Source organism: Streptomyces deserti (assembly GCF_054782695.1).
The window spans coordinates 56,695-75,128 of the sequence record NZ_BAAGRZ010000020.1 but is presented as its reverse complement, the minus strand read 5'-3'; the positions used below and the strand labels follow the sequence as shown (position 1 = coordinate 75,128).

15 protein-coding genes and 1 pseudogene are annotated in these 18,434 nt (G+C 70.5%); 9 read left to right on the top strand and 7 right to left on the bottom strand.

Annotation, left to right across the window (positions count from 1 at the left end; translation table 11 throughout):
- Positions 1–67: 67 nt before the first annotated feature.
- Positions 68–847, bottom strand: coding sequence for a transcriptional repressor LexA (gene lexA, locus ACYVMZ_RS27505; protein WP_210589133.1), 780 nt, complete (start codon positions 845–847; stop codon positions 68–70).
- Between the two features lie 566 nt (positions 848–1,413).
- Between lexA and nrdR the strand changes: the two genes are divergently transcribed.
- Both nrdR and ACYVMZ_RS27495 read left to right on the top strand, forming a co-directional pair.
- Entirely contained in the window at positions 1,414–1,974 is a 561-nt protein-coding gene (gene nrdR, locus ACYVMZ_RS27500; RefSeq protein ID WP_461084216.1) for a transcriptional regulator NrdR, read from the top strand.
- 166 nt (positions 1,975–2,140) lie between these two features.
- Positions 2,141–5,023 (top strand): vitamin B12-dependent ribonucleotide reductase, encoded by a 2,883-nt coding sequence (locus ACYVMZ_RS27495; protein WP_461084214.1) that lies wholly within the window; start codon positions 2,141–2,143, stop codon positions 5,021–5,023.
- A 125-nt stretch (positions 5,024–5,148) separates the two neighbouring features.
- Here ACYVMZ_RS27495 and ACYVMZ_RS27490 read toward each other — a convergent pair whose 3' ends face one another.
- The 3 genes and pseudogenes from ACYVMZ_RS27490 to ACYVMZ_RS27480 form a co-directional block, all read right to left on the bottom strand.
- A complete protein-coding gene (locus ACYVMZ_RS27490; protein ID WP_461084212.1) occupies positions 5,149–5,676 on the bottom strand; it encodes a phosphotransferase in 528 nt (175 codons plus the stop codon).
- A gap of 145 nt (positions 5,677–5,821) precedes the next feature.
- Positions 5,822–5,935 (bottom strand): annotated as a pseudogene (locus tag ACYVMZ_RS27485) (phosphotransferase); the annotation flags it as partial.
- 4 nt (positions 5,936–5,939) lie between these two features.
- Positions 5,940–6,473: a TerD family protein gene (locus ACYVMZ_RS27480; RefSeq protein ID WP_461084210.1), complete on the bottom strand. Its 534-nt coding sequence runs from the start codon at positions 6,471–6,473 to the stop codon at positions 5,940–5,942.
- A 155-nt stretch (positions 6,474–6,628) separates the two neighbouring features.
- On the opposite strand from ACYVMZ_RS27480, the gene ACYVMZ_RS27475 reads away from it, so the two are divergent.
- The 3 genes from ACYVMZ_RS27475 (at position 6,629) to ACYVMZ_RS27465 (ending at position 8,933) form a co-directional block, all read left to right on the top strand.
- Positions 6,629–7,234 carry a YdbC family protein gene (locus ACYVMZ_RS27475; protein ID WP_461084208.1) on the top strand — a complete coding sequence of 202 codons (606 nt, stop codon included), beginning with the start codon at positions 6,629–6,631 and terminating at the stop codon, positions 7,232–7,234.
- A 118-nt stretch (positions 7,235–7,352) separates the two neighbouring features.
- Positions 7,353–8,012, top strand: coding sequence for a histidine phosphatase family protein (locus tag ACYVMZ_RS27470; protein ID WP_461084206.1), 660 nt, complete (start codon positions 7,353–7,355; stop codon positions 8,010–8,012).
- Between the two features lie 12 nt (positions 8,013–8,024).
- Complete coding sequence (locus ACYVMZ_RS27465) at positions 8,025–8,933, top strand: ADP-ribosylglycohydrolase family protein (RefSeq protein ID WP_461084204.1); 909 nt, start codon at positions 8,025–8,027, stop codon at positions 8,931–8,933.
- Between the two features lie 356 nt (positions 8,934–9,289).
- Here ACYVMZ_RS27465 and ACYVMZ_RS27460 read toward each other — a convergent pair whose 3' ends face one another.
- Positions 9,290–10,837 (bottom strand): MFS transporter, encoded by a 1,548-nt coding sequence (locus ACYVMZ_RS27460; protein WP_461084309.1) that lies wholly within the window; start codon positions 10,835–10,837, stop codon positions 9,290–9,292.
- Between the two features lie 184 nt (positions 10,838–11,021).
- Between ACYVMZ_RS27460 and ACYVMZ_RS27455 the strand changes: the two genes are divergently transcribed.
- The 3 genes from ACYVMZ_RS27455 (at position 11,022) to ACYVMZ_RS27445 (ending at position 13,133) form a co-directional block, all read left to right on the top strand.
- Complete coding sequence (locus ACYVMZ_RS27455) at positions 11,022–11,645, top strand: TetR/AcrR family transcriptional regulator (protein ID WP_461084307.1); 624 nt, start codon at positions 11,022–11,024, stop codon at positions 11,643–11,645.
- 82 nt (positions 11,646–11,727) lie between these two features.
- Positions 11,728–12,429: a ribonuclease HII gene (locus ACYVMZ_RS27450; RefSeq protein ID WP_461084203.1), complete on the top strand. Its 702-nt coding sequence runs from the start codon at positions 11,728–11,730 to the stop codon at positions 12,427–12,429.
- 68 nt (positions 12,430–12,497) lie between these two features.
- Complete coding sequence (locus ACYVMZ_RS27445) at positions 12,498–13,133, top strand: hypothetical protein (protein ID WP_461084201.1); 636 nt, start codon at positions 12,498–12,500, stop codon at positions 13,131–13,133.
- Between the two features lie 364 nt (positions 13,134–13,497).
- Here the strand turns inward: ACYVMZ_RS27445 and ACYVMZ_RS27440 are convergent, their stop codons facing one another.
- Positions 13,498–14,112 (bottom strand): hypothetical protein, encoded by a 615-nt coding sequence (locus ACYVMZ_RS27440; protein WP_461084199.1) that lies wholly within the window; start codon positions 14,110–14,112, stop codon positions 13,498–13,500.
- Between the two features lie 322 nt (positions 14,113–14,434).
- Positions 14,435–16,600, bottom strand: coding sequence for a RecQ family ATP-dependent DNA helicase (locus tag ACYVMZ_RS27435; RefSeq protein WP_461084197.1), 2,166 nt, complete (start codon positions 16,598–16,600; stop codon positions 14,435–14,437).
- 200 nt (positions 16,601–16,800) lie between these two features.
- Here ACYVMZ_RS27435 and ACYVMZ_RS27430 point away from each other — a divergent pair, with 200 nt between their 5' ends.
- On the top strand, positions 16,801–18,405 hold the full coding sequence (locus tag ACYVMZ_RS27430; RefSeq protein WP_461084195.1) for a DUF4192 domain-containing protein: 1,605 nt from the start codon (positions 16,801–16,803) through the stop codon (positions 18,403–18,405).
- Positions 18,406–18,434: the final 29 nt, after the last annotated feature.

Sequence of the window (18,434 nt, the reverse complement as noted above, 5' to 3'; positions counted from 1 at the left end):
AGGACCCGCCCGCTGTTTCGGCGGTTCGCCGCGGGGACGTGCCCCTTCGGCTCCTCCGCCGCTGTGCTCAGACGCGCCGCAGAACGGCCACCACCTTGCCGAGGATGGTCGCGTCGTCGCCGGGGATCGGCTCGTACGCCGAGTTGTGCGGGAGGAGCCAGACATGGCCGTCCTCGCGCTTGAAGCGCTTGACGGTGGCCTCGCCGTCCAGCATCGCGGCCACGATGTCGCCGTTCTCGGCGACGGGCTGGCGGCGGACGGTGACCCAGTCGCCGTCGCAGATCGCGGCCTCGATCATGGAGTCGCCGACGACCTTCAGGACGAACAGCTCACCGTCACCGACGAGCTGGCGGGGGAGGGGGAAGACGTCCTCGACGGACTCCTCGGCGAGGATCGGGCCGCCGGCGGCGATCCGGCCGACCAGCGGCACGTACGACGCGGCCGGCTTGCCCGCGGTGTCCGTGGGCTGCACGGAGGCGGCCTGGTCGGAGCCGCGCACCTCGTACGCGCGCGGGCGGTGCGGGTCGCGGCGCAGGAAGCCCTTGCGTTCCAGTGCCATCAGCTGGTGTGCGACGGAGGAGGTGCTGGAGAGGCCGACGGCCTGGCCGATCTCCCGCATCGACGGCGGGTAGCCGCGTCGCTGCACGGAGTCCCTGATGACCTCGATCACCCGGCGCTGGCGGTCGGTGAGTCCGGAGCTGTCGGCCCGGATGCCTGGAGGTCGGCCCGGCAGGGAGCGCTTGTGCCCCTCGGGATTCGTGGCTTCGTTCATCGCATGCACCGGCTCGAGTCGGCCCTGGGAGCGGTCCTGGGCAGTGATGGTGGCACTGTCTGCGGTGGTGGTCACGTCGGCCCCTCTCGATGGTCTCCCTGCAGCACAACGGTAGTTGCTTTCGAAAGGTTGCGCCAAACACACGTTCGAGTGAAAAATCGCGAATCGCCTGACGTGGCCATGCGTCCAGGTGTATGGGCTACCGCGGTTCCCGGCGGACAAAAGGGTTCATTGCTGTACTCTTCACCGCCGGGGCGACGGCCTCGTGGGCTGTGGCCCCAGTCTGCCATCCGGCACCCCGTTCCCCGTGGAGCGGCCTCCATCTGTGCGGGAGTCGCACGTGCCCTCCCCGTGGTGCTCACGGCATCTCCGCATGAGCCGCAGCGGCACACGTGCGCGCGCCGGGACGCGGCGCGGCGAACCGGGCGCGTGCCACCTGCGCGTACGGACGCGACACGCGTGCCGGGTGTGTATGTATGAGCCAATCCCCACATCTAGTGGTTGGATTGCAGGAGCAGCCCAGAAGTTGTGGTCCCCCGGGTCTTCGCGCCCCCGGCGATCGCCTATGCTTGGGGCTGCTTCGTGGGGCCCAAGAGGTCCAGCGAGGCTATTGAGTCTGCTGTGAGGAGGGTTGGGAGTTCATGCACTGCCCCTTCTGCAGGCACCCCGACAGCCGTGTCGTCGACAGTCGTACGACCGACGACGGCACGTCGATCCGCAGGCGCCGCCAGTGTCCTGACTGCTCCCGTCGTTTCACGACCGTGGAGACGTGCTCGCTCATGGTGGTCAAGCGGTCCGGAGTCACCGAGCCTTTCAGCCGTACGAAGATCATCAATGGTGTGCGCAAGGCATGCCAGGGACGGCCCGTCACGGAGGACGCGCTCGCCCAGCTCGGCCAGCGGGTCGAGGAGGCGGTGCGTGCCACCGGAAGCGCCGAGCTGACCACCCACGACGTGGGGCTGGCCATACTCGGCCCGTTGCAGGAGCTCGACCTCGTCGCCTATCTGCGATTCGCCTCCGTCTACCGGGCGTTCGACTCGCTCGAGGACTTCGAGGCCGCCATCGCGGAGCTGAGGGAACAGACGGGACGCACCGACGCGGACGAAGGCGACCGCGAGGACACGGGTGCGGGGAGCCAGGAAGACGACCGCGGGTCCGGAGGGACTGCTCAGGTCCCCGAGCCCGCAGGCGCCGCCGACTGACAGGCGGGCCGGACCCGGACGGCAGAGCCCGGGCCCGGCCGGTCGGCGGCGACGAGGAAGACCTGTCGCGGGCGATGCGAGTGGGTGCCCGCGACACCAGACAGAACACCGTGCCACGGGAACAACGGGGCACTTCAGGGCGTTTTCGCCCGTACAGGGAGGCGGCATGACAGAGACGGCGAGCGGTCCGGCACGGAGTTCCCGCGCCAAGAGCACCAAGGCGGGCAAGGGGCTGCGCATCGAGCGCATCCACACCACCCCTGGCGTCCACCCCTATGACGAGGTGGCCTGGGAGCGCCGTGACGTCGTCATGACCAACTGGCGCGACGGCTCGGTCAACTTCGAGCAGCGCGGCGTCGAGTTCCCCGACTTCTGGTCGTTGAACGCGGTCAACATCGTCACCAGCAAGTACTTCCGCGGTGCCGTCGGCACCCCGCAGCGCGAGACCAGCCTCAAGCAGCTGATCGACCGCATCGTGAAGACGTACCGGAAGGCCGGTGAGGACCACAAGTACTTCGCCTCGCCCGCCGACGCCGAGATCTTCGAGCACGAGCTGGCGTACGCCCTCCTGCACCAGATCTTCAGCTTCAACAGCCCCGTGTGGTTCAACGTCGGCACGGCCCAGCCCCAGCAAGTCTCCGCCTGCTTCATCCTGTCCGTCGACGACTCCATGGAGTCGATCCTCGACTGGTACAAGGAAGAGGGCATGATCTTCAAGGGCGGCTCCGGTGCCGGCCTGAACCTCTCCCGCATCCGCTCCTCCAAGGAGCTGCTGTCCTCCGGAGGCAACGCCTCCGGCCCGGTCTCCTTCATGCGTGGCGCCGACGCCTCCGCCGGAACGATCAAGTCCGGTGGCGCCACGCGGCGTGCCGCCAAGATGGTCGTCCTCGACGTGGACCACCCGGACATCGAGGACTTCATCGAGACCAAGGTCAAGGAAGAGGAGAAGATCCGCGTCCTGCGCGACGCCGGCTTCGACATGGACCTGGGCGGCGACGACATCACGTCCGTCCAGTACCAGAACGCCAACAACTCGGTCCGTGTGAACGACGAGTTCATGAAGGCGGTCGAGGAGGGCGGCAAGTTCGGCCTGCGTGCCCGGATGACCGGTGAGGTCATCGAGGAGGTCGACGCCAAGCAGCTCTTCCGCAAGATCGCCGAGGCCGCCTGGGCCTGCGCCGACCCCGGAATCCAGTACGACGACACCATCAACAACTGGCACACCTGCCCCGAGTCCGGCCGGATCACCGCGTCGAACCCGTGCAGCGAGTACATGCACCTGGACAACACGTCCTGCAACCTGGCCTCGCTGAACCTGATGAAGTTCCTGAAGGACGACGGCAAGGGCAACCAGTCCTTCGAGACCGAGCGCTTCCAGAAGGTCGTCGAGCTGGTCATCACCGCGATGGACATCTCGATCTGCTTCGCGGACTTCCCGACCCAGAAGATCGGCGAGAACACGCGCGCGTTCCGCCAGCTCGGCATCGGCTACGCCAACCTCGGCGCCCTGCTGATGGCCACCGGCCACGCCTACGACTCCGACGGCGGCCGCTCCCTGGCCGGCGCCATCACCTCCCTGATGACGGGTACGGCCTACCGCCGCTCCGCCGAACTCGCCGCGGTCGTCGGCCCGTACGACGGTTACGCCCGCAACGCCGACGCCCACAAGCGCGTCATGAAGCAGCACGCCGACGCCAACGGCACGGCCGTCCGCATGGACGACCTGGACACCCCGGTGTGGGCCGCCGCCACCGAGGCGTGGCAGGACGTGCTGCGTCTCGGTGAGAAGAACGGTTTCCGTAACTCCCAGGCGTCCGTGCTCGCCCCGACCGGCACCATCGGTCTCGCCATGGGCTGCGACACCACCGGTGTCGAGCCGGACCTGGCGCTGGTCAAGTTCAAGAAGCTGGTCGGCGGCGGCTCGATGCAGATCGTCAACGGCACCGTCCCGCAGGCCCTGCGCCGCCTGGGCTACCAGGAGGAGCAGGTCGAGGCGATCGTCGCCCACATCGCCGAGCACGGCAACGTGATCGACGCCCCGAGTCTCAAGCCCGAGCACTATGAGGTGTTCGACTGCGCCATGGGCGAGCGGGCCATCTCCCCGATGGGCCACGTCCGCATGATGGCCGCGATCCAGCCGTGGATCTCCGGCGCCATCTCCAAGACGGTCAACATGCCGGAGACGGCGACCGTCGAGGAGGTCGAGGAGATCTACTTCGAGGCCTGGAAGATGGGTGTCAAGGCGCTCGCCATCTACCGCGACAACTGCAAGGTCGGCCAGCCGCTCTCCGCCAAGAAGAAGGAGGAGAAGAAGGCCGAGGAGCCCGCCGCCGTCGAGCCCAAGGTCGAGAAGGTCGTCGAGTACCGCCCTGTCCGCAAGCGCCTCCCCAAGGGCCGTCCCGGCATCACGACGTCCTTCACGGTCGGCGGCGCCGAGGGCTACATGACCGCCAACTCCTACCCGGACGACGGTCTGGGCGAGGTCTTCCTGAAGATGTCCAAGCAGGGGTCGACCCTCGCGGGCATGATGGACGCCTTCTCCATCGCGGTCTCGGTCGGCCTGCAGTACGGCGTGCCGCTGGAGACGTACGTCTCGAAGTTCACGAACATGCGCTTCGAGCCGGCCGGCATGACGGACGACCCGGACGTGCGGATGGCGCAGTCGATCGTCGACTACATCTTCCGCCGCCTGGCGCTGGACTTCCTGCCCTTCGAGACGCGTTCCGCGCTCGGCATCCACTCCGCCGAGGAACGTCAGCGTCACCTGGAGACCGGTTCGTACGAGCCGTCCGAGGACGAGGTCGACGTCGAGGGCCTGGCCCAGTCGGCGCCGCGCGCCCAGGAGCTGAAGGCGGTCTCCACGCCGAAGACCGAGTCCGAGGCGGCCAAGCCCGCCCCGCAGCAGGCCCACACCAGCGCCGAGCTGGTGGAGATGCAGCTGGGCATCCAGGCCGACGCCCCGCTGTGCTTCTCCTGCGGTACGAAGATGCAGCGCGCCGGCTCGTGCTACATCTGCGAGGGCTGCGGTTCGACCAGCGGTTGCAGTTGAGACTGAGCGCCTGAGCTCGTGACGGAGGGGCACCAGCCATGGGTTGGTGCCCCTCCCGTCGTACGGCGTGGCCGGGGCAGCCTCCTCAACCGGTGGAAGCCGGTCTCAAGCCGGTGGAAGCCGATTCAAGCCGGTGGTAGCCGGTCTCTCGGTGGTAGCCGGTCCAGCACCGCGTCCAACCCGGAGCGGACGGTGCCCTGGTCATGGAGGTCCAACCCGTGCGTGACCTCGTACCAGGGACCCAGGCGATACCAGAGCCGGGAGCGTTCGAGCAGCGCCGGTGTCGCCGGGTACGCGGCGGCAAGGGCGCCGGCGAAGGCCGGCGGGGTGCCGTTCAGCGCCCAGGCCAGGTCGACGGCGGGGTCGCCGATGTGCGCGTCGCCGAAGTCGATGACTCCGCTGAGGGTGCCGTCCCCGGCCAGGACGTGCTCCGGCCCGAGGTCGCCGTGAACGAGGCTCTGGGTGGGCAGCGCGCCTACGGCCTCCAGCAGCGCGGAGGCGGGGCCGTGCCGGTCCGTCGGCAGCAGGGGCAGCACCCGGGACCGGAACTCCTCCACCGTGGCCGCGCGTTCCTGGCGCACTTCCCGCGCGGACGGCACTCCGTGACGCACCGCCTCGTCGGTGTCGGCCGCGTGCAGGGCGCGCAGGAACACCCCAAGTGCCCGTCCCTGAGCGGCGTCCGGCTTCTCCAGCGGCTCGCCGGGAACCAGGGCATTGCCGGACGACCAGCGGATCGTCCGCCACGACGTCGGGTACCGGCACGGCCAGCGGCAGCTGCGGGGCGAGCCAGGGCATCAGGCGGGTCTCCGTGCGGAGTTGCCTGGTCACCTCCCCGCGGCGGGGACGGCGCTCGACCCAGCGGCCGTCGACCAGCCGAGCCGCGGTGTCCCACCCGTCCGAGAACGAGGTCACCGGCTCAATGGCGTGCCGCGCCCATGGTCCTCGTGAAGGTCGCGGGGTCGCCCTCGAAGCCGTGGACGCCGGAGTTGAACTCCCACGGGCCGGAGCCGTCCCGGACGAACTCGGCGACCGTCGCCGCCGTGGCCCCGAGGACTCCGCCGAAGTGGTCCTCGGCCAGGACGGTGTACCCCTCGCGGATACGCAGGCCGGGATTGGCCACGCTGACGAAGGTACGCAGCGCGGGCTGCTGCTGCTGGATGGCGACGCCGATCACCACGCGCGCGTAGCGGCCGTCGAGCCTGTCGAGTTCGAGCGTCATGATCTCGTCATAGCCGAAGCCCTTGCCGTCCTTACTGTCCCGGTTGAGTGTGATCGTGCCGTCGGGGGAGCGGCTGTCGAAGTGCACCACATAGGCCGGATCACCGTACGGATCGCTCGCCAGGTAGGTGGCGGCGATGAGGTCGAGATCGGTGGGCGGCTGCCCCGCCGGACTCGGGTCCCACCGCACTGCGACCTCGACCTTGCGAATCCCCTTGTGGAGGCCGTTCACCAGATTCCCCTTCCCCGTACCCGTCCTGCCGGTCACCCCAACTTCGGGGCCGTCATGGCTGGTTGTCCATCCTGCCACGCGCGCGTGCACGTGTGCGGGGGAGTTGTCCAGCCGAGGGTGACCGGCGCCACGCTCCCTGGCCTTACCATGGCGCGGTGCTGGTCAAGTGGATTCGTTGCACCGTGGTGGACCGCCGCGGTTTCGAGCGGGGGCAGCGAAAGTGGGCGGGGCTTCTGGGGGAGCCGGGTTTTCGCGGGCAGGGTGGTGGCTGGAGCCGGGGTCGCCCGGACGTGGCGCACATCTTCGCCTTCTGGGAGAGCCGGGCCTTCTACGACTCCTTCATGGCGCGCTCCCACGACCGGCTCGCGTCGGCCCAGTCGGGCACGTTCAAGGACGCCCAGGTCAGGCTCTTCGACTACCGCTTCGATGTGAAGACCGGCTTCGAACCGCGGTTCACGGACGCCGATCTGCTGAGGGTGGCGCTCTGCCGTGTCCACGAGGAGCGGGCCGAGCACTTCGTGCTGATGCAGGAGAAGGTCTGGAACCCGGCGATGGCCGGCTCGCCGGGCATGATCCGTGGACTGTTCGGCGAGGCCCCCGGGAACGAGTACCTGGTCCTGTCGATGTGGCGCTCGGCCGCCGAGCACGGCAAGTACCGCACCGAGCGTGTGGAGCGGCTCGCCCTGCGGGCCCAGACCGAGGCCGACATCGCCGCCCTCACGGGCGACATCGTGGACCTGGAACCGGCCTGGACGGTGTGACCTCTGGACACGTTGAACGTCGGCCTTGTGTGGCCAGTGGTGCAGGAAGTGTGTGACCTGCGCCGTAGGGAGCCCGTACCAGTGCTCGATCAGCCGCCCTACGATCTAGGGTTTCGGCATGGCACGACCACGGCGCATCGTCCTTGTCCGGCACGGCGAGTCAACGGGCAATGTTGATGACTCCGTGTACGAGCGTGAGCCCGACCACGCCCTGGCCCTGACCGAGCGCGGCTGGCGTCAGGCCGAGGCGACGGGCAAGCAGCTGCGCGAGCTGTTCGGTCGCGAGCGCGTCAGCGTGTACGTCTCCCCGTACCGCCGTACGCACGAGACGCTGCGCGCGTTCCACCTCGACCCCGAGCTCATACGGGTGCGCGAGGAGCCGCGGCTGCGCGAGCAGGACTGGGGCAACTGGCAGGACCGGGACGACGTGCGCCTGCAGAAGGCCTACCGGGACGCGTACGGCCACTTCTTCTACCGCTTCGCGCAGGGCGAGTCCGGAGCCGACGTCTACGACCGGGTCGGCGGCTTCCTGGAGAGCCTGTTCCGCAGCTTCGAGGCCCCCGACCACCCGCCGAACGTTCTGATCGTGACCCATGGTCTGGCCATGCGGCTGTTTTGCATGCGCTGGTTCCACTGGACGGTGGCGGAATTCGAGTCGCTCTCCAACCCTGGGAACGGCGAGATGCGGATGCTCGTTCTTGGGGACGACGGCAAGTACACGCTTGACCGGCCCTTCGATCGGTGGCGAGATCCGGAACCCTATGGGATCACCGGATAGAGTGGCAGGGCGATGACCGCTGACTCCTCTCCCGACGGGCGCCTGGGCCGCGCCCTGGCCAGCCTGCGCGGACTGTCGGTCGGGGACGCGCTGGGCTCGCAGTTCTTCGTCCCGGTGAACTACCCGCTGCTGAAGCACCGCGAGCTGCCGCCCGGACCCTGGCAGTGGACCGACGACACGGAGATGGCCTGCTCCGTCGTCGCCGTGCTGGCCGCCCACCACCGCATCGACCAGGACGCGCTGGCGCGGTCCTTCGCCGAGCACCACGACTTCGACCGGGGCTACGGCCCCGCTGTCAACCGTCTGCTGCGGCTGGTCCGGGAGGGCGGCGACTGGCGGGAACTCGCCGCAGCGCTTTTCAACGGCCAGGGCTCCTGGGGCAACGGCGCCGCGATGCGCATCGCGCCCCTGGGCGCCTGGTACGCGGACGACCCGGAGCAGGCGACCCACCAGGCGGAGATCTCGGCGTACCCCACTCATCAGCACCGCGAGGCCGTGGTCGGTGCCATGGCCGTCGCCGCGGCCGCCGCGTTCGCCGCCGCTCCGGGCGGGCCGCCCGGCGCCGAGGCGCTGCTGGACGGGGTCATCGCGCTGGTGCCGGGGAAGAGCGCGGTCGGCGCGGGGCTGCGGCGGGCGCGGGACATGCTCGACTTCGCCGACGCGGCGACCGTCGCGGCCGTGCTGGGCTGCGGGCGGCGTACGACGGCCCACGACACCGTGCCCTTCGCGCTCTGGTCGGCCGCGCGGGCTCTCGGTGACTACGAGCAGGCGTTCTGGACGACCGCGCAGGTCGGCGGGGACGTGGACACGACCTGCGCCATCGTGGGCGGCGTGATCGCCTCCGGGAAGGCGGGGACGCCGCCCGCCGAGTGGGTGGAGCGGACGGAAGCGCTGCCGGACTGGGTGCCGACGCCGGCATAAGGGTCTGAACTCGTCGCGACAGCCGTCAGAACTCTCTGTGCATCTCGGGAACTCTCCGTGACCGGGCGCACGTTGTCGTGGCATCCGCTGTGTGAGCCATGAGGCCACACGGTGGTACGTACGACAGCGCCACGGGGGGGATCATGGAGGTCTTGCTTGTCGTTCTGCTCGCCCTGTGGGTCACGGGGGCGTGCCGCACGGAGCGGGTGCGGATGGCCGGACCGCCGTCCTCGCCGTTCGTCCCTCTGAGGCGATCCGGCCACCCGCGGCCGGTGGCGGGCCGCCCCGGCAGCCGCCGACAGGCCCCCGTCGCGCCTGTCGACGAGCCGCCGAGGCCCGCCCGCGATGAGCTCCCGTCAGCCGATTCCCGGTCCGGCCGAGCCGGCGAGCGCCTCCAGGTCGCTCTTGCGGACCCGGATCACCAGCCAGGCGGTGGCCAGGGCGAGGACGGCCATCGCGGCAGCCGGGATGAAGGCCGTCGAGATGCCCTGGGCGAGCACCTCGTGCCCCCAGGGGGCGGGCAGCTCGTGCGTCCTGGCGAACTCCGCCTTCTGTTCCGCCGAGCCCTCGGCCATGAACTTCGGCAGTTGGTTCTCCGCCTCGTCCCTGCTGGCCGTGCCGAACACCGTCGTCAGGATGGACAGGCCGAGCGCCCCGCCGACCTGCTGCGTGGTGTTGAGCAGCCCGGACGCCGCCCCGGCCTCGTGCTGGGCGACGCCGGAGACCGCCGTGAGCGTCAGCGTGACGAAGTTCAGGCCCATCCCGAGGCCGAAGAGCAGCATCGGGCCGAGAACTCCGCCGGCGTACGAGCTGTCGGAGCTGATCAGGGTCTGCCAGGCCAGCCCGATCACCACGAGTGTCGAGCCCACGAGCATGAACGGCTTGGGCCCCAGCACCGGCAGGAACCGCTGCGACAGCCCCGCGCCGAGCGCGATCACGACCGTCACCGGCAGGAAGGCGAGCCCCGCCTCGATCGGGCTGTACCCCAGCACGTTCTGCACGAAGAGCACGATGTAGAAGAACATGCCGAACATCGCCGCGGCCAGGCTGAGCATGATCACGTATGTGCCCGAGCGGTTGCGGTCGGCGAACATCCGCAGGGGGGTGATGGGTTCCTTGGCCCGGGACTCGATGAGCCCGAAGGCCAGCAGCAGGACCACCGCGGCGCCGAAGGAGCCGATGGTGAGGCTGTCCCGCCAGCCCTCGTCCGCCGCCCGGATGAAGCCGTAGACGAGGGACGCCATGCCCGCCGTCGAGGTGACCGCGCCCAGAATGTCGAAGCGGCCGGTGTGCCGCTCGGACTCGCTGATGTACAGCGGGGTGAGCACAGCGATCAGCACACCGATCGGCACGTTGACGAAGAGCACCCAGCGCCAGTCGAGCCACTCTGTGAGCATGCCGCCCGCGAGCAGTCCGATGGCTCCACCGCCCGCGGAGACCGCGGCGAAGACCCCGAAGGCCCGGTTGCGTTCCGGGCCTTCCGGGAACGTGGTGGTGATGAGGGCCAGCGAGGTGGGCGACGCGATCGCACCACCCATGCCCTGCAGGACGCGTGCGGCCAGCAACTGCCAGGGCTCCTGGGCGAAACCGCCGAGCAGCGAGGCGAGGGTGAACAGCAGGATGCCGGTCATGAAGACCCGGCGGCGGCCGAGGATGTCACCGGCTCGGCCGCCCAGAAGCAGCAGACCGCCGAAGGTGAGTGTGTAGGAGCTGACGACCCACGTGAGGTCGGTGGTGCTGAACTTGAGGGCTTCTTGAATGTGCGGGAGAGCGATGTTCACAATCGTCGCGTCGAGTACCACCATGAGTTGGCAGGCTGCGATGACGGTGAGCGCTATGCCGGGATGCCCCTCCCGGCGTGCCGCACCTGGCTTTTGGTCCTTGATCAACTGAGAGGTTGTCACCATGGGTCCCCCACAAGTGCGTTAGTGAACGCTCGCGTTCACTGTCGCGTTCACGGTAGTGAGTCCCCGGTAGTGAACGCAAGCGTTCACTTAAAACGTCGCAGTGTGGCGTCTCCCCCTTTGCTGCCGTGTGACAAGAGCCCATCCCCGGAATCCCCGCTTCCCCTGCTTGCTGGAGTCACTGATGGTTACCTCGCGCTGGACGGCCGCCTCCGCTCAGACGGCCTCCCCCCGCCGGCGCGGCGCCGTGCTCGAACGCGCGATCCTGGATGCCGCGTTGGAGCAGTTGGGTACGGTCGGCTGGAACGGCCTCACGATGGAGGGCGTTGCCGCCGGCGCCCAGACCGGCAAGGCCGCTGTCTATCGGCGCTGGCCGTCCAAGGAGGACCTCGTCGCGGACGCGCTGCAGGCCGGACTGCCGCGCTTCGAGGAGGCGCCCGACCTGGGCAGCGTGCGCGAGGATCTGCTCGCACTGTGCCGACAGGCGCGCGACGCGATGTACTCCCGACCCGGATTCGCGCTCCGTGCAGTGATTCACGAATGCGACCCGACCCAGGCGGAACGCTTCCATGGTGTGATCTTCGAAGGGGTGGTGGAGCCTACCGTCAAGCTGCTTCGGGAGGTCATCACCCGTGGAATAAGGCGTGGAGAGGTCAGGTCGGACGCGGACAACGGATACGTCGTCGACGCCATCCCGGCGATGATGATGTACCGCTCGAAGATGTGCGGGAGTGAATGGAGCGACGAGGATCTCAGGGAGATGATCGACCAGCTCATGCTTCCGCTGCTGCGGCCGAGCCGTGCCTGAGCCGGGTCCGCAGAGGTGCTGACGTTGCTCGGGGAAACCAGGGTGTCGCGGTCGGTTGCGGGCGGCGTAATCTAAGGGCGCCATGCCGTACGAACCACCTACTCACACCGTCGAGCGCTCCCTCCGCGCCACGACCGGAGCGAAGATCATCGCGGGTGTCGACGAGGTGGGGCGCGGCGCGTGGGCCGGCCCCGTCACCGTCTGCGCGGCGATCACCGGACTGCGCCGACCCCCCGAAGGCCTCACCGACTCCAAGCTGCTCACCGTCAGGCGCCGCACCGAGCTCGCCGAGGAACTGCGGAAGTGGGTGACGTCGTACGCCCTGGGGCACGCCTCCCCCGAGGAGATCGACGACCTGGGGATGACGGCCGCGCTGCGCCTCGCGGCGGTGCGCGCCCTGGAGACCCTGCCGGTGCGTCCCGACGCGGTGATCCTGGACGGCAAGCACAACTACCTCGGGGCGCCCTGGAAGGTCCGTACGGTGATCAAGGGCGACCAGTCGTGCGTGGCGGTCGCGGCGGCGTCGGTGATCGCCAAGGTTCAGCGCGACAAAATGATGGCCGAACTGGGTATCGACCATGCAGACTTCGGTTTTGCGGACAACGCCGGGTATCCGTCGCCCGTGCACAAGGCCGCACTGGAGGTCCGGGGCCCCACTCCGTACCACCGGTTGTCGTGGGCGTATCTTGATGCGCTGCCCCAGTGGCGGCACCTCAAGAAGGTCCGCAGCTGGGCGGAAGGAAGCGTTCCAGAAATCGAGGGTCAGCTCGGCTTCGATTTCTGACGGTTCCGCGTGCACGCATGTGCCACCCGCCGACGCGAGCCGTACCAACGTTTGATAAACATCAACTCATGCCTCTCATTCCCGAGGAGCCTCAGATTCACGAGAGTGCCCAGGGTCCCCGCGCCACCCCGGCCAGCGGCCGTACCGCGCCGACCCCCCGTCCCGTACCCGGCCCCCGCCCCGCGGCTCCGTCGCGTCCCGGTCGTCCCGGCCCTCTCCGGCCCGCGCCGCCGGTGCAACGCACGCCGCGTGACGTGGCCGCAGCCAAGCCCGGACCGTCCAGCCCGGCTGCCCCTGCCGCCGCCGCTTCGGCCGCTCCGCAGATCCAGCTGATCCCGGCCTCGGCCCAAGGCGCGCTCGACGCCGCCGAGGAAGCCGTGGATCTGCTCCTGGACTCGGGCCGCGCCCCCGGCGACGTGCTGGTGATCACCACCGGCGAGCCGCACCCGTGGGCCGCTCACGAGCTGTCCTTCGGCGAGGCCTCCTACTGGGCGCAGCACGACGCCGGAGACGACGTCTTCTACGCGGACGCCGCCGTCGCCGACCGCGCCGCCTCGCGGCCCGTCGTCGTGGTCGCCGTCAACGGCGGTTCGGAGGCCGCGGCGGCCAGTGCCCTGACCCTGGCCCACTCCCGGGCCGGTGCCCTGCTGATCGTCTGCGGCGATCCGCAGCAGATCAACTCGGTGCTGGGCGCGGGCGTCTGAGCCGACGCCGTGGCGCCCGGAGGGACGCCGGGGGGTTGACGCAGGCGCCCGCGGTGGTGGCGTCTGCACCGTGGGGGCTTCGACGTGCGCCGAGGGCCAAGGCGGCCGCCGTGCGCAGGCCTTGGCGTGGTCCGTGAGTGTGCTCTGGAGCCACGTGTCGGGGAGTGCCGTACAGGCTGCGGCTCTAACGGCCGGCTTGCGCTGCGAGCCGTCCGGGCTGGCCCTGCGCGACAGTCGCCGGACGGGGTGCCGGTACCTGTGCGGGGCGAGGGGCCGCTTGCCGTCGGGGTGGACCCGTCCGTTGTACGGAACTGGTCGTATGCCGCACGACACGGGGATGTGCCGGGGGTTCCTTCGGGTCCGCTCAGCGGGCCGCCGCGCGGCGCAGGACGTCCGATGCCGCACCGCCGGTGCGGGGCAGCGGGGGAGGCGCCTCGGACGTGGCGAACGGTTCCGGGGGCGAGTCCGCGTTCGGGCGGCGTCCGCCACGACCTTCGCCGAGGACCTGCCATCCGTCACGCGTCAGCGTGATGTACGCCCCGCAGCGCAGGCCGTGCAGCGTGCAGGCGTCCCGCAGGCCCCACATCCACGCACCGTCCTCCTCCGTCCAACGCGCGTCGCCCTCACGGCAGTAGAGCAGTACGGCGGTGCGCACCGGCGTGCGGCGCCGCAGGTCGTGCGGGATGACGCGGCGCAGCTGGGCCAGCAGCACGTTGCGGAACATCCAGCCGTCGGCCTGTGCCGGGCGGCGGGTGAACGAGGCGCTCGCCCGCAGCCGCTCGTCCTGATCGAGCACGGCCACGACCGCGGTCGCCGGCTGGGGATGGTGCCGGGCGTGCAGTCCGCTGACGACCTCCCGGGGGTTGCGCAGCAGCGGGATCCCGGCGGCGGCCCACTCCGCGGGTTCGAGCACGCGGTTGGCGGAAGCGGCGGACGTCGACAACGATGCCGCCGAGGACGGAGCGAATCCGAAGGTCACGGTCCTCCCTTCGGCTACGCGCCCACACAGCGGGCGGGGTCGGATTCGGGGGAGCGCGCACCGCAGCGAAGCCCTACCGGGTCGGCGGACGAGCCGTGCGGGAGCGGACTTCAATTCTTCCTGTCGAACTTGATTGCGGCAACGAGCAATTGGGGCAGCCGACCGTAATCGGATGATGCGCGGCTTATATCCCCACCCGGTGCGTCGCCGGGCGGCCCATGGGGCGTTCGAGCCCGACACGTTCGTACGTCACGCAGGTGCGCGGCGTCCAGAGGTGTGCATGGCCGGCTCTGCGGTTGGCTGTCCACACGGGGGCCGCCTGTCAGCCTTGTACGGCCAGTACCAGGGGCAACACACCCTGTGCTCCGGCGCGCCGGAGCATGCGGGCCGCGACCGCGAGGGTCCAGCCGGTCTCGGTGTAGTCGTCCACGAGGAGGACCGGGCCCCGGGCCTCGGCAAGTGCGGAGGCGAGGGCGGGCGGCACGGTCAGCGCCCCGTCGAGTGCCTTCAGACGCTGGGCGCTGTTGCTCCGGGAGGCCGGGGACGCCTCTCCCGTGTACTCGACGGAGCCCAGCAGCGGCAGCCGGCCGATCTCGGCGATGTGGGCTCCCAGCGAGTGGATCAGCCGGGGCCGGGTGCGCGAGGCGACGGTGACCACGCCCACCGGACGCGGCGGGGCGTCCGCGGCTCCGGAGGCCCAGCCACCGGGCCCCTTGGCCCAGTCGGCGAGCACGCCCACCACGGCCTTCGCCACATCGTCCGGCACGGGTCCGTCCGGAGCCTGGGGCGCGAGCATCGGCCGCAGCCGGTTGCCCCATCCGATGTCCGACAGACGCCCCAACGCCCGTCCAGGCGCGGCCTGTTCGTCGGCCGCGATACGCCCCTTGAGGTCCACGCCGATCGCCGGAAGCCCGGTCGGCCACATCCGGCGGGGCTCCACCTCGACGCCCGCCCGGCCCAGGTCCACGCGCGCGGCGGCGAGGGCGTCCTCGGAGGCGTCGGCGGTGAAGCGGGCGCCCGCGCAGTTGTCGCAGCGACCGCAGGGCCTCGCGCCCTCGTCGTCCAGCTGGCGCTGCAGGAACTCCATGCGGCAACCCGGTGTCGCCGCGTACTCGCGCATCGCCTGCTGTTCGGCCTTGCGCTGCCGCGCCACCCAGTCGTACCGCTCCGTGTCGTACGTCCACGGCTGCCCGGTCGCGATCCAGCCGCCCTTGACCCGTTTGACCGCCCCGTCCACGTCGAGAACCTTGAGCATGGTCTCCAGACGGGAGCGGCGCAGCTCCACCAAGGGCTCCAGGGCGGGCAGCGACAGGGGTTTCTCCGCGCGCGCGAGGATGTCGAGGGTGCGGCGCACCAGGTCTTCCGACGGGAAGGCCAGCGATGCGAAGTACTCCCAGATCGCCTCGTCCTCCTTCCCCGGCAGGAGCAGCACCTCGGCGTGTTTCACACCGCGTCCCGCGCGGCCGACCTGCTGGTAGTAGGCGATCGGGGAGGACGGCGAGCCGAGGTGCACCACGAAGCCCAGGTCGGGCTTGTCGAAGCCCATGCCGAGCGCGGAGGTGGCGATCAGCGCCTTCACCTTGTTGGCGAGCAGGTCCTCCTCGGCCTGCTGCCGGTCGGCGTTCTCCGTCCGGCCCGTGTACGAGGCGACCGTGTGTCCGCGCTGCCGCAGGAACGCCGTGACCTCCTCGGCGGCGGCCACGGTGAGCGTGTAGATGATCCCCGAGCCCGGCAGTTCGTCGAGGTGGTCGGCGAGCCAGGCCATCCGGTGCGCGGCGTCCGGCAGCCGCAGCACGCTCAGACTCAGGCTCTCCCGGTCCAGCGGGCCACGCAGCACCAGGGCGTCCGAGGTGCCTCCCGTGCCGAGCTGCTCTGCCACGTCGGCGGTCACGCGCGCGTTGGCGGTGGCGGTGGTCGCCAGCACGGGCACACCGGGCGGGAGATCGCCGAGCATGGTGCGCAGCCGCCGGTAGTCCGGGCGGAAGTCGTGGCCCCAGTCGGAGATGCAGTGGGCCTCGTCCACCACCAGGAGGCCGGTGGCGGCCGCGAGCTTGGGCAGCACCTGGTCGCGGAAGTCCGGGTTGTTGAGCCGTTCCGGGCTCACCAGCAGGACATCGACCTCCCCTGCGGCGATCTCGTTCTGGACGGCCTGCCACGCCTCGGTGTTGGAGGAGTTGATGGTCCGGGCGTGGATACCGGCCCGGGCCGCCGCCTCGACCTGGTTGCGCATGAGCGCGAGCAGTGGGGAGACGATCACGGTGGGGCCGCTGCCCTGCGCCCGCAGCAGCGAGGTCGCCACGAAGTACACCGCGGACTTCCCCCAGCCCGTGCGCTGGACGACCAGGGCCCGGCGCCGCTCGGCCACCAGCGCCTCGATCGCCCGCCACTGGTCCTCGCGCAGCCGGGCCGCGCCCGAGGCATCCCCGACGAGGCGGGCGAGAACCGCGTCGGCGGCCGACCGGAGTTCCGCGTTGCTCGTGTGCTCCATGCGTTCCATACAACAGGACGGCACTGACAACTGCGGCATCGGCCGTTGCTGCTTCGGCCTCATCTTCGGCCTCATCTTCGGCCCCGTCGGCGTCGCCTGCGGTCCAGACTATGCGGGGCGAACCTGTTGGGTGACGTGTCCCTGATCGGACTTATCCACAGCCCAAAGCGGAACTTCGCAATCCGCGAGATCGTCTCCGCATGACGAACCACAGCGAAACGACGGGATCCCCCGAAAACGGCGACATCACCGGACGCGAGGTGAACGCCGGGCGGGACAGCCGCGACCGGCGCGCACAGGACGTCGCCTGCACCGCGTACGACAGGCACGGCGGCGAGCAGCAGATCACCCTGCGCACTCCGGCCGAACTGGCCGACGCCCTGCCCTATCTGCTCGGATACCGCCCCGAGGACAGCATCGTCCTGGTCGCCCTGCACGACAGGGACGGACGCGGCCGGTTCGGCGGCCGCGCCCGGCTCGGCATTCCCGGCAGCGCCGACGACTGGCCGTCCGCAGCCCGGCAACTGGCCCACGGCCTGGTGACGGGCAGCGAGCGCCGAGGGGCCAAGCCCGAGCAGATCGTCGCCTTCCTCTGCCAGGAACCGGGGAAGGGCGAGTCGGGCCGGCAGGTGAAGGAACGGCTGAGTCCGCTGGCCCAGAAGCTGCGCGTGGAGTGTGGCGCCCTGGACGTGCCGGTGGTCGAGGCTCTGTGCATCTCGGACGGCCGCTACTGGTCCTACTGCTGTGAGAGCGAGGCGTGCTGCCCGGCCGACGGAACCCCGATGGGCCTGCCCGGTACCTCAGTGCTGGCCGCCGCTGCCACCTACGCGGGGATCCAGGTGCGCGGCACGCTGCGTGAGCTGCGGGCCAGGCTGCTGCCCTGGGAGAACGCCGCGGCCCTCGAGCAGGAGGTCGCCCTGGACACCGCCAGCATGGCCCTGATCCCCAGGATCCTTGACGACACGGGTCGCGCGGAGGTGGCCGAGGAGACGCTGCTACTGGCCGAGCGGATCATGGGCCGCCTGGCCGAGGCCCCACGCGTGTCCGGCACGCTCATGGCGGATCTGCGCGACGACGGACTGGTCTCCCATGACGAAGCCGCGACGCTCATCCTCGGCCTGCAGGACCGCACGACCCGCGACCGCGCGGCCGAGTGGATGGAGGGCGACGAGGCCGGTCCTGCTCTGCGTCTCTGGCGGGCCCTGGCCCGCCGCTGCGTCGGTCCGTACGGCGAGCACGCCGCGGCGCTCCTCACCCTCGCCGGATGGGTCGCCTGGTCCACGGGTGACGAACTGGAGGCCCGCGAGGCTCTCGCCATGGCCCTGGGCGCGGACCCCGACTACCTCTTCGCCCGTCTCCTGCACCAGGCCTGCAACGAGGGACTCGACCCGGAGTCGATCCGCCGCTGCCTGCGCACAGAACGCGAGGGGCGCGCGCGTACGGGAGCCGCGGCGCCGGCCGCCCGGGCGGACGCCGAGAGGCCGACGGCGCGGGAGGCAGCCGAGCCCGCCCCTGAGGCAGTGCCCTCTCGCCGCCGACGCCGCCTGCGTTCCGCCGGTGCGGCCGACGGCGCACCTCGTCCCGCCCGGGCGGACGCCTGCGAACCGAGCGGGCGCGCTCCCCACCGCCGTACGTCGGCGGGCAGGAGGCCTGCTGGCGGTGGGGCGGCTGGCGGTACGCGCCCCGGCAGCGCGCGGGCGAGCGCCACGCGGCCGCCCACGTCCGGGAAGGGAGCCGCGCGCCGACGCGGTCCCGACCAGGAAGGCGTTCAGCCCGGCCCCCACGGCGCCGAGGGGGAGGAGTGAGCGATCACCGGAGCGGCGGCGACCGGATC

Coding starts and splice junctions, on each gene's coding strand:
- nrdR (WP_461084216.1), top strand. CDS start 1,414: ATGCACTGCCCCTTCTGCAGGCACCCCGACAGCCGTGTCGTCGACAGT.
- ACYVMZ_RS27495 (WP_461084214.1), top strand. CDS start 2,141: ATGACAGAGACGGCGAGCGGTCCGGCACGGAGTTCCCGCGCCAAGAGC.
- ACYVMZ_RS27470 (WP_461084206.1), top strand. CDS start 7,353: ATGGCACGACCACGGCGCATCGTCCTTGTCCGGCACGGCGAGTCAACG.
- ACYVMZ_RS27465 (WP_461084204.1), top strand. CDS start 8,025: ATGACCGCTGACTCCTCTCCCGACGGGCGCCTGGGCCGCGCCCTGGCC.
- ACYVMZ_RS27455 (WP_461084307.1), top strand. CDS start 11,022: ATGGTTACCTCGCGCTGGACGGCCGCCTCCGCTCAGACGGCCTCCCCC.
- ACYVMZ_RS27450 (WP_461084203.1), top strand. CDS start 11,728: ATGCCGTACGAACCACCTACTCACACCGTCGAGCGCTCCCTCCGCGCC.
- ACYVMZ_RS27445 (WP_461084201.1), top strand. CDS start 12,498: ATGCCTCTCATTCCCGAGGAGCCTCAGATTCACGAGAGTGCCCAGGGT.
- ACYVMZ_RS27435 (WP_461084197.1), bottom strand. CDS start 16,600: ATGGAGCACACGAGCAACGCGGAACTCCGGTCGGCCGCCGACGCGGTT.
- ACYVMZ_RS27430 (WP_461084195.1), top strand. CDS start 16,801: ATGACGAACCACAGCGAAACGACGGGATCCCCCGAAAACGGCGACATC.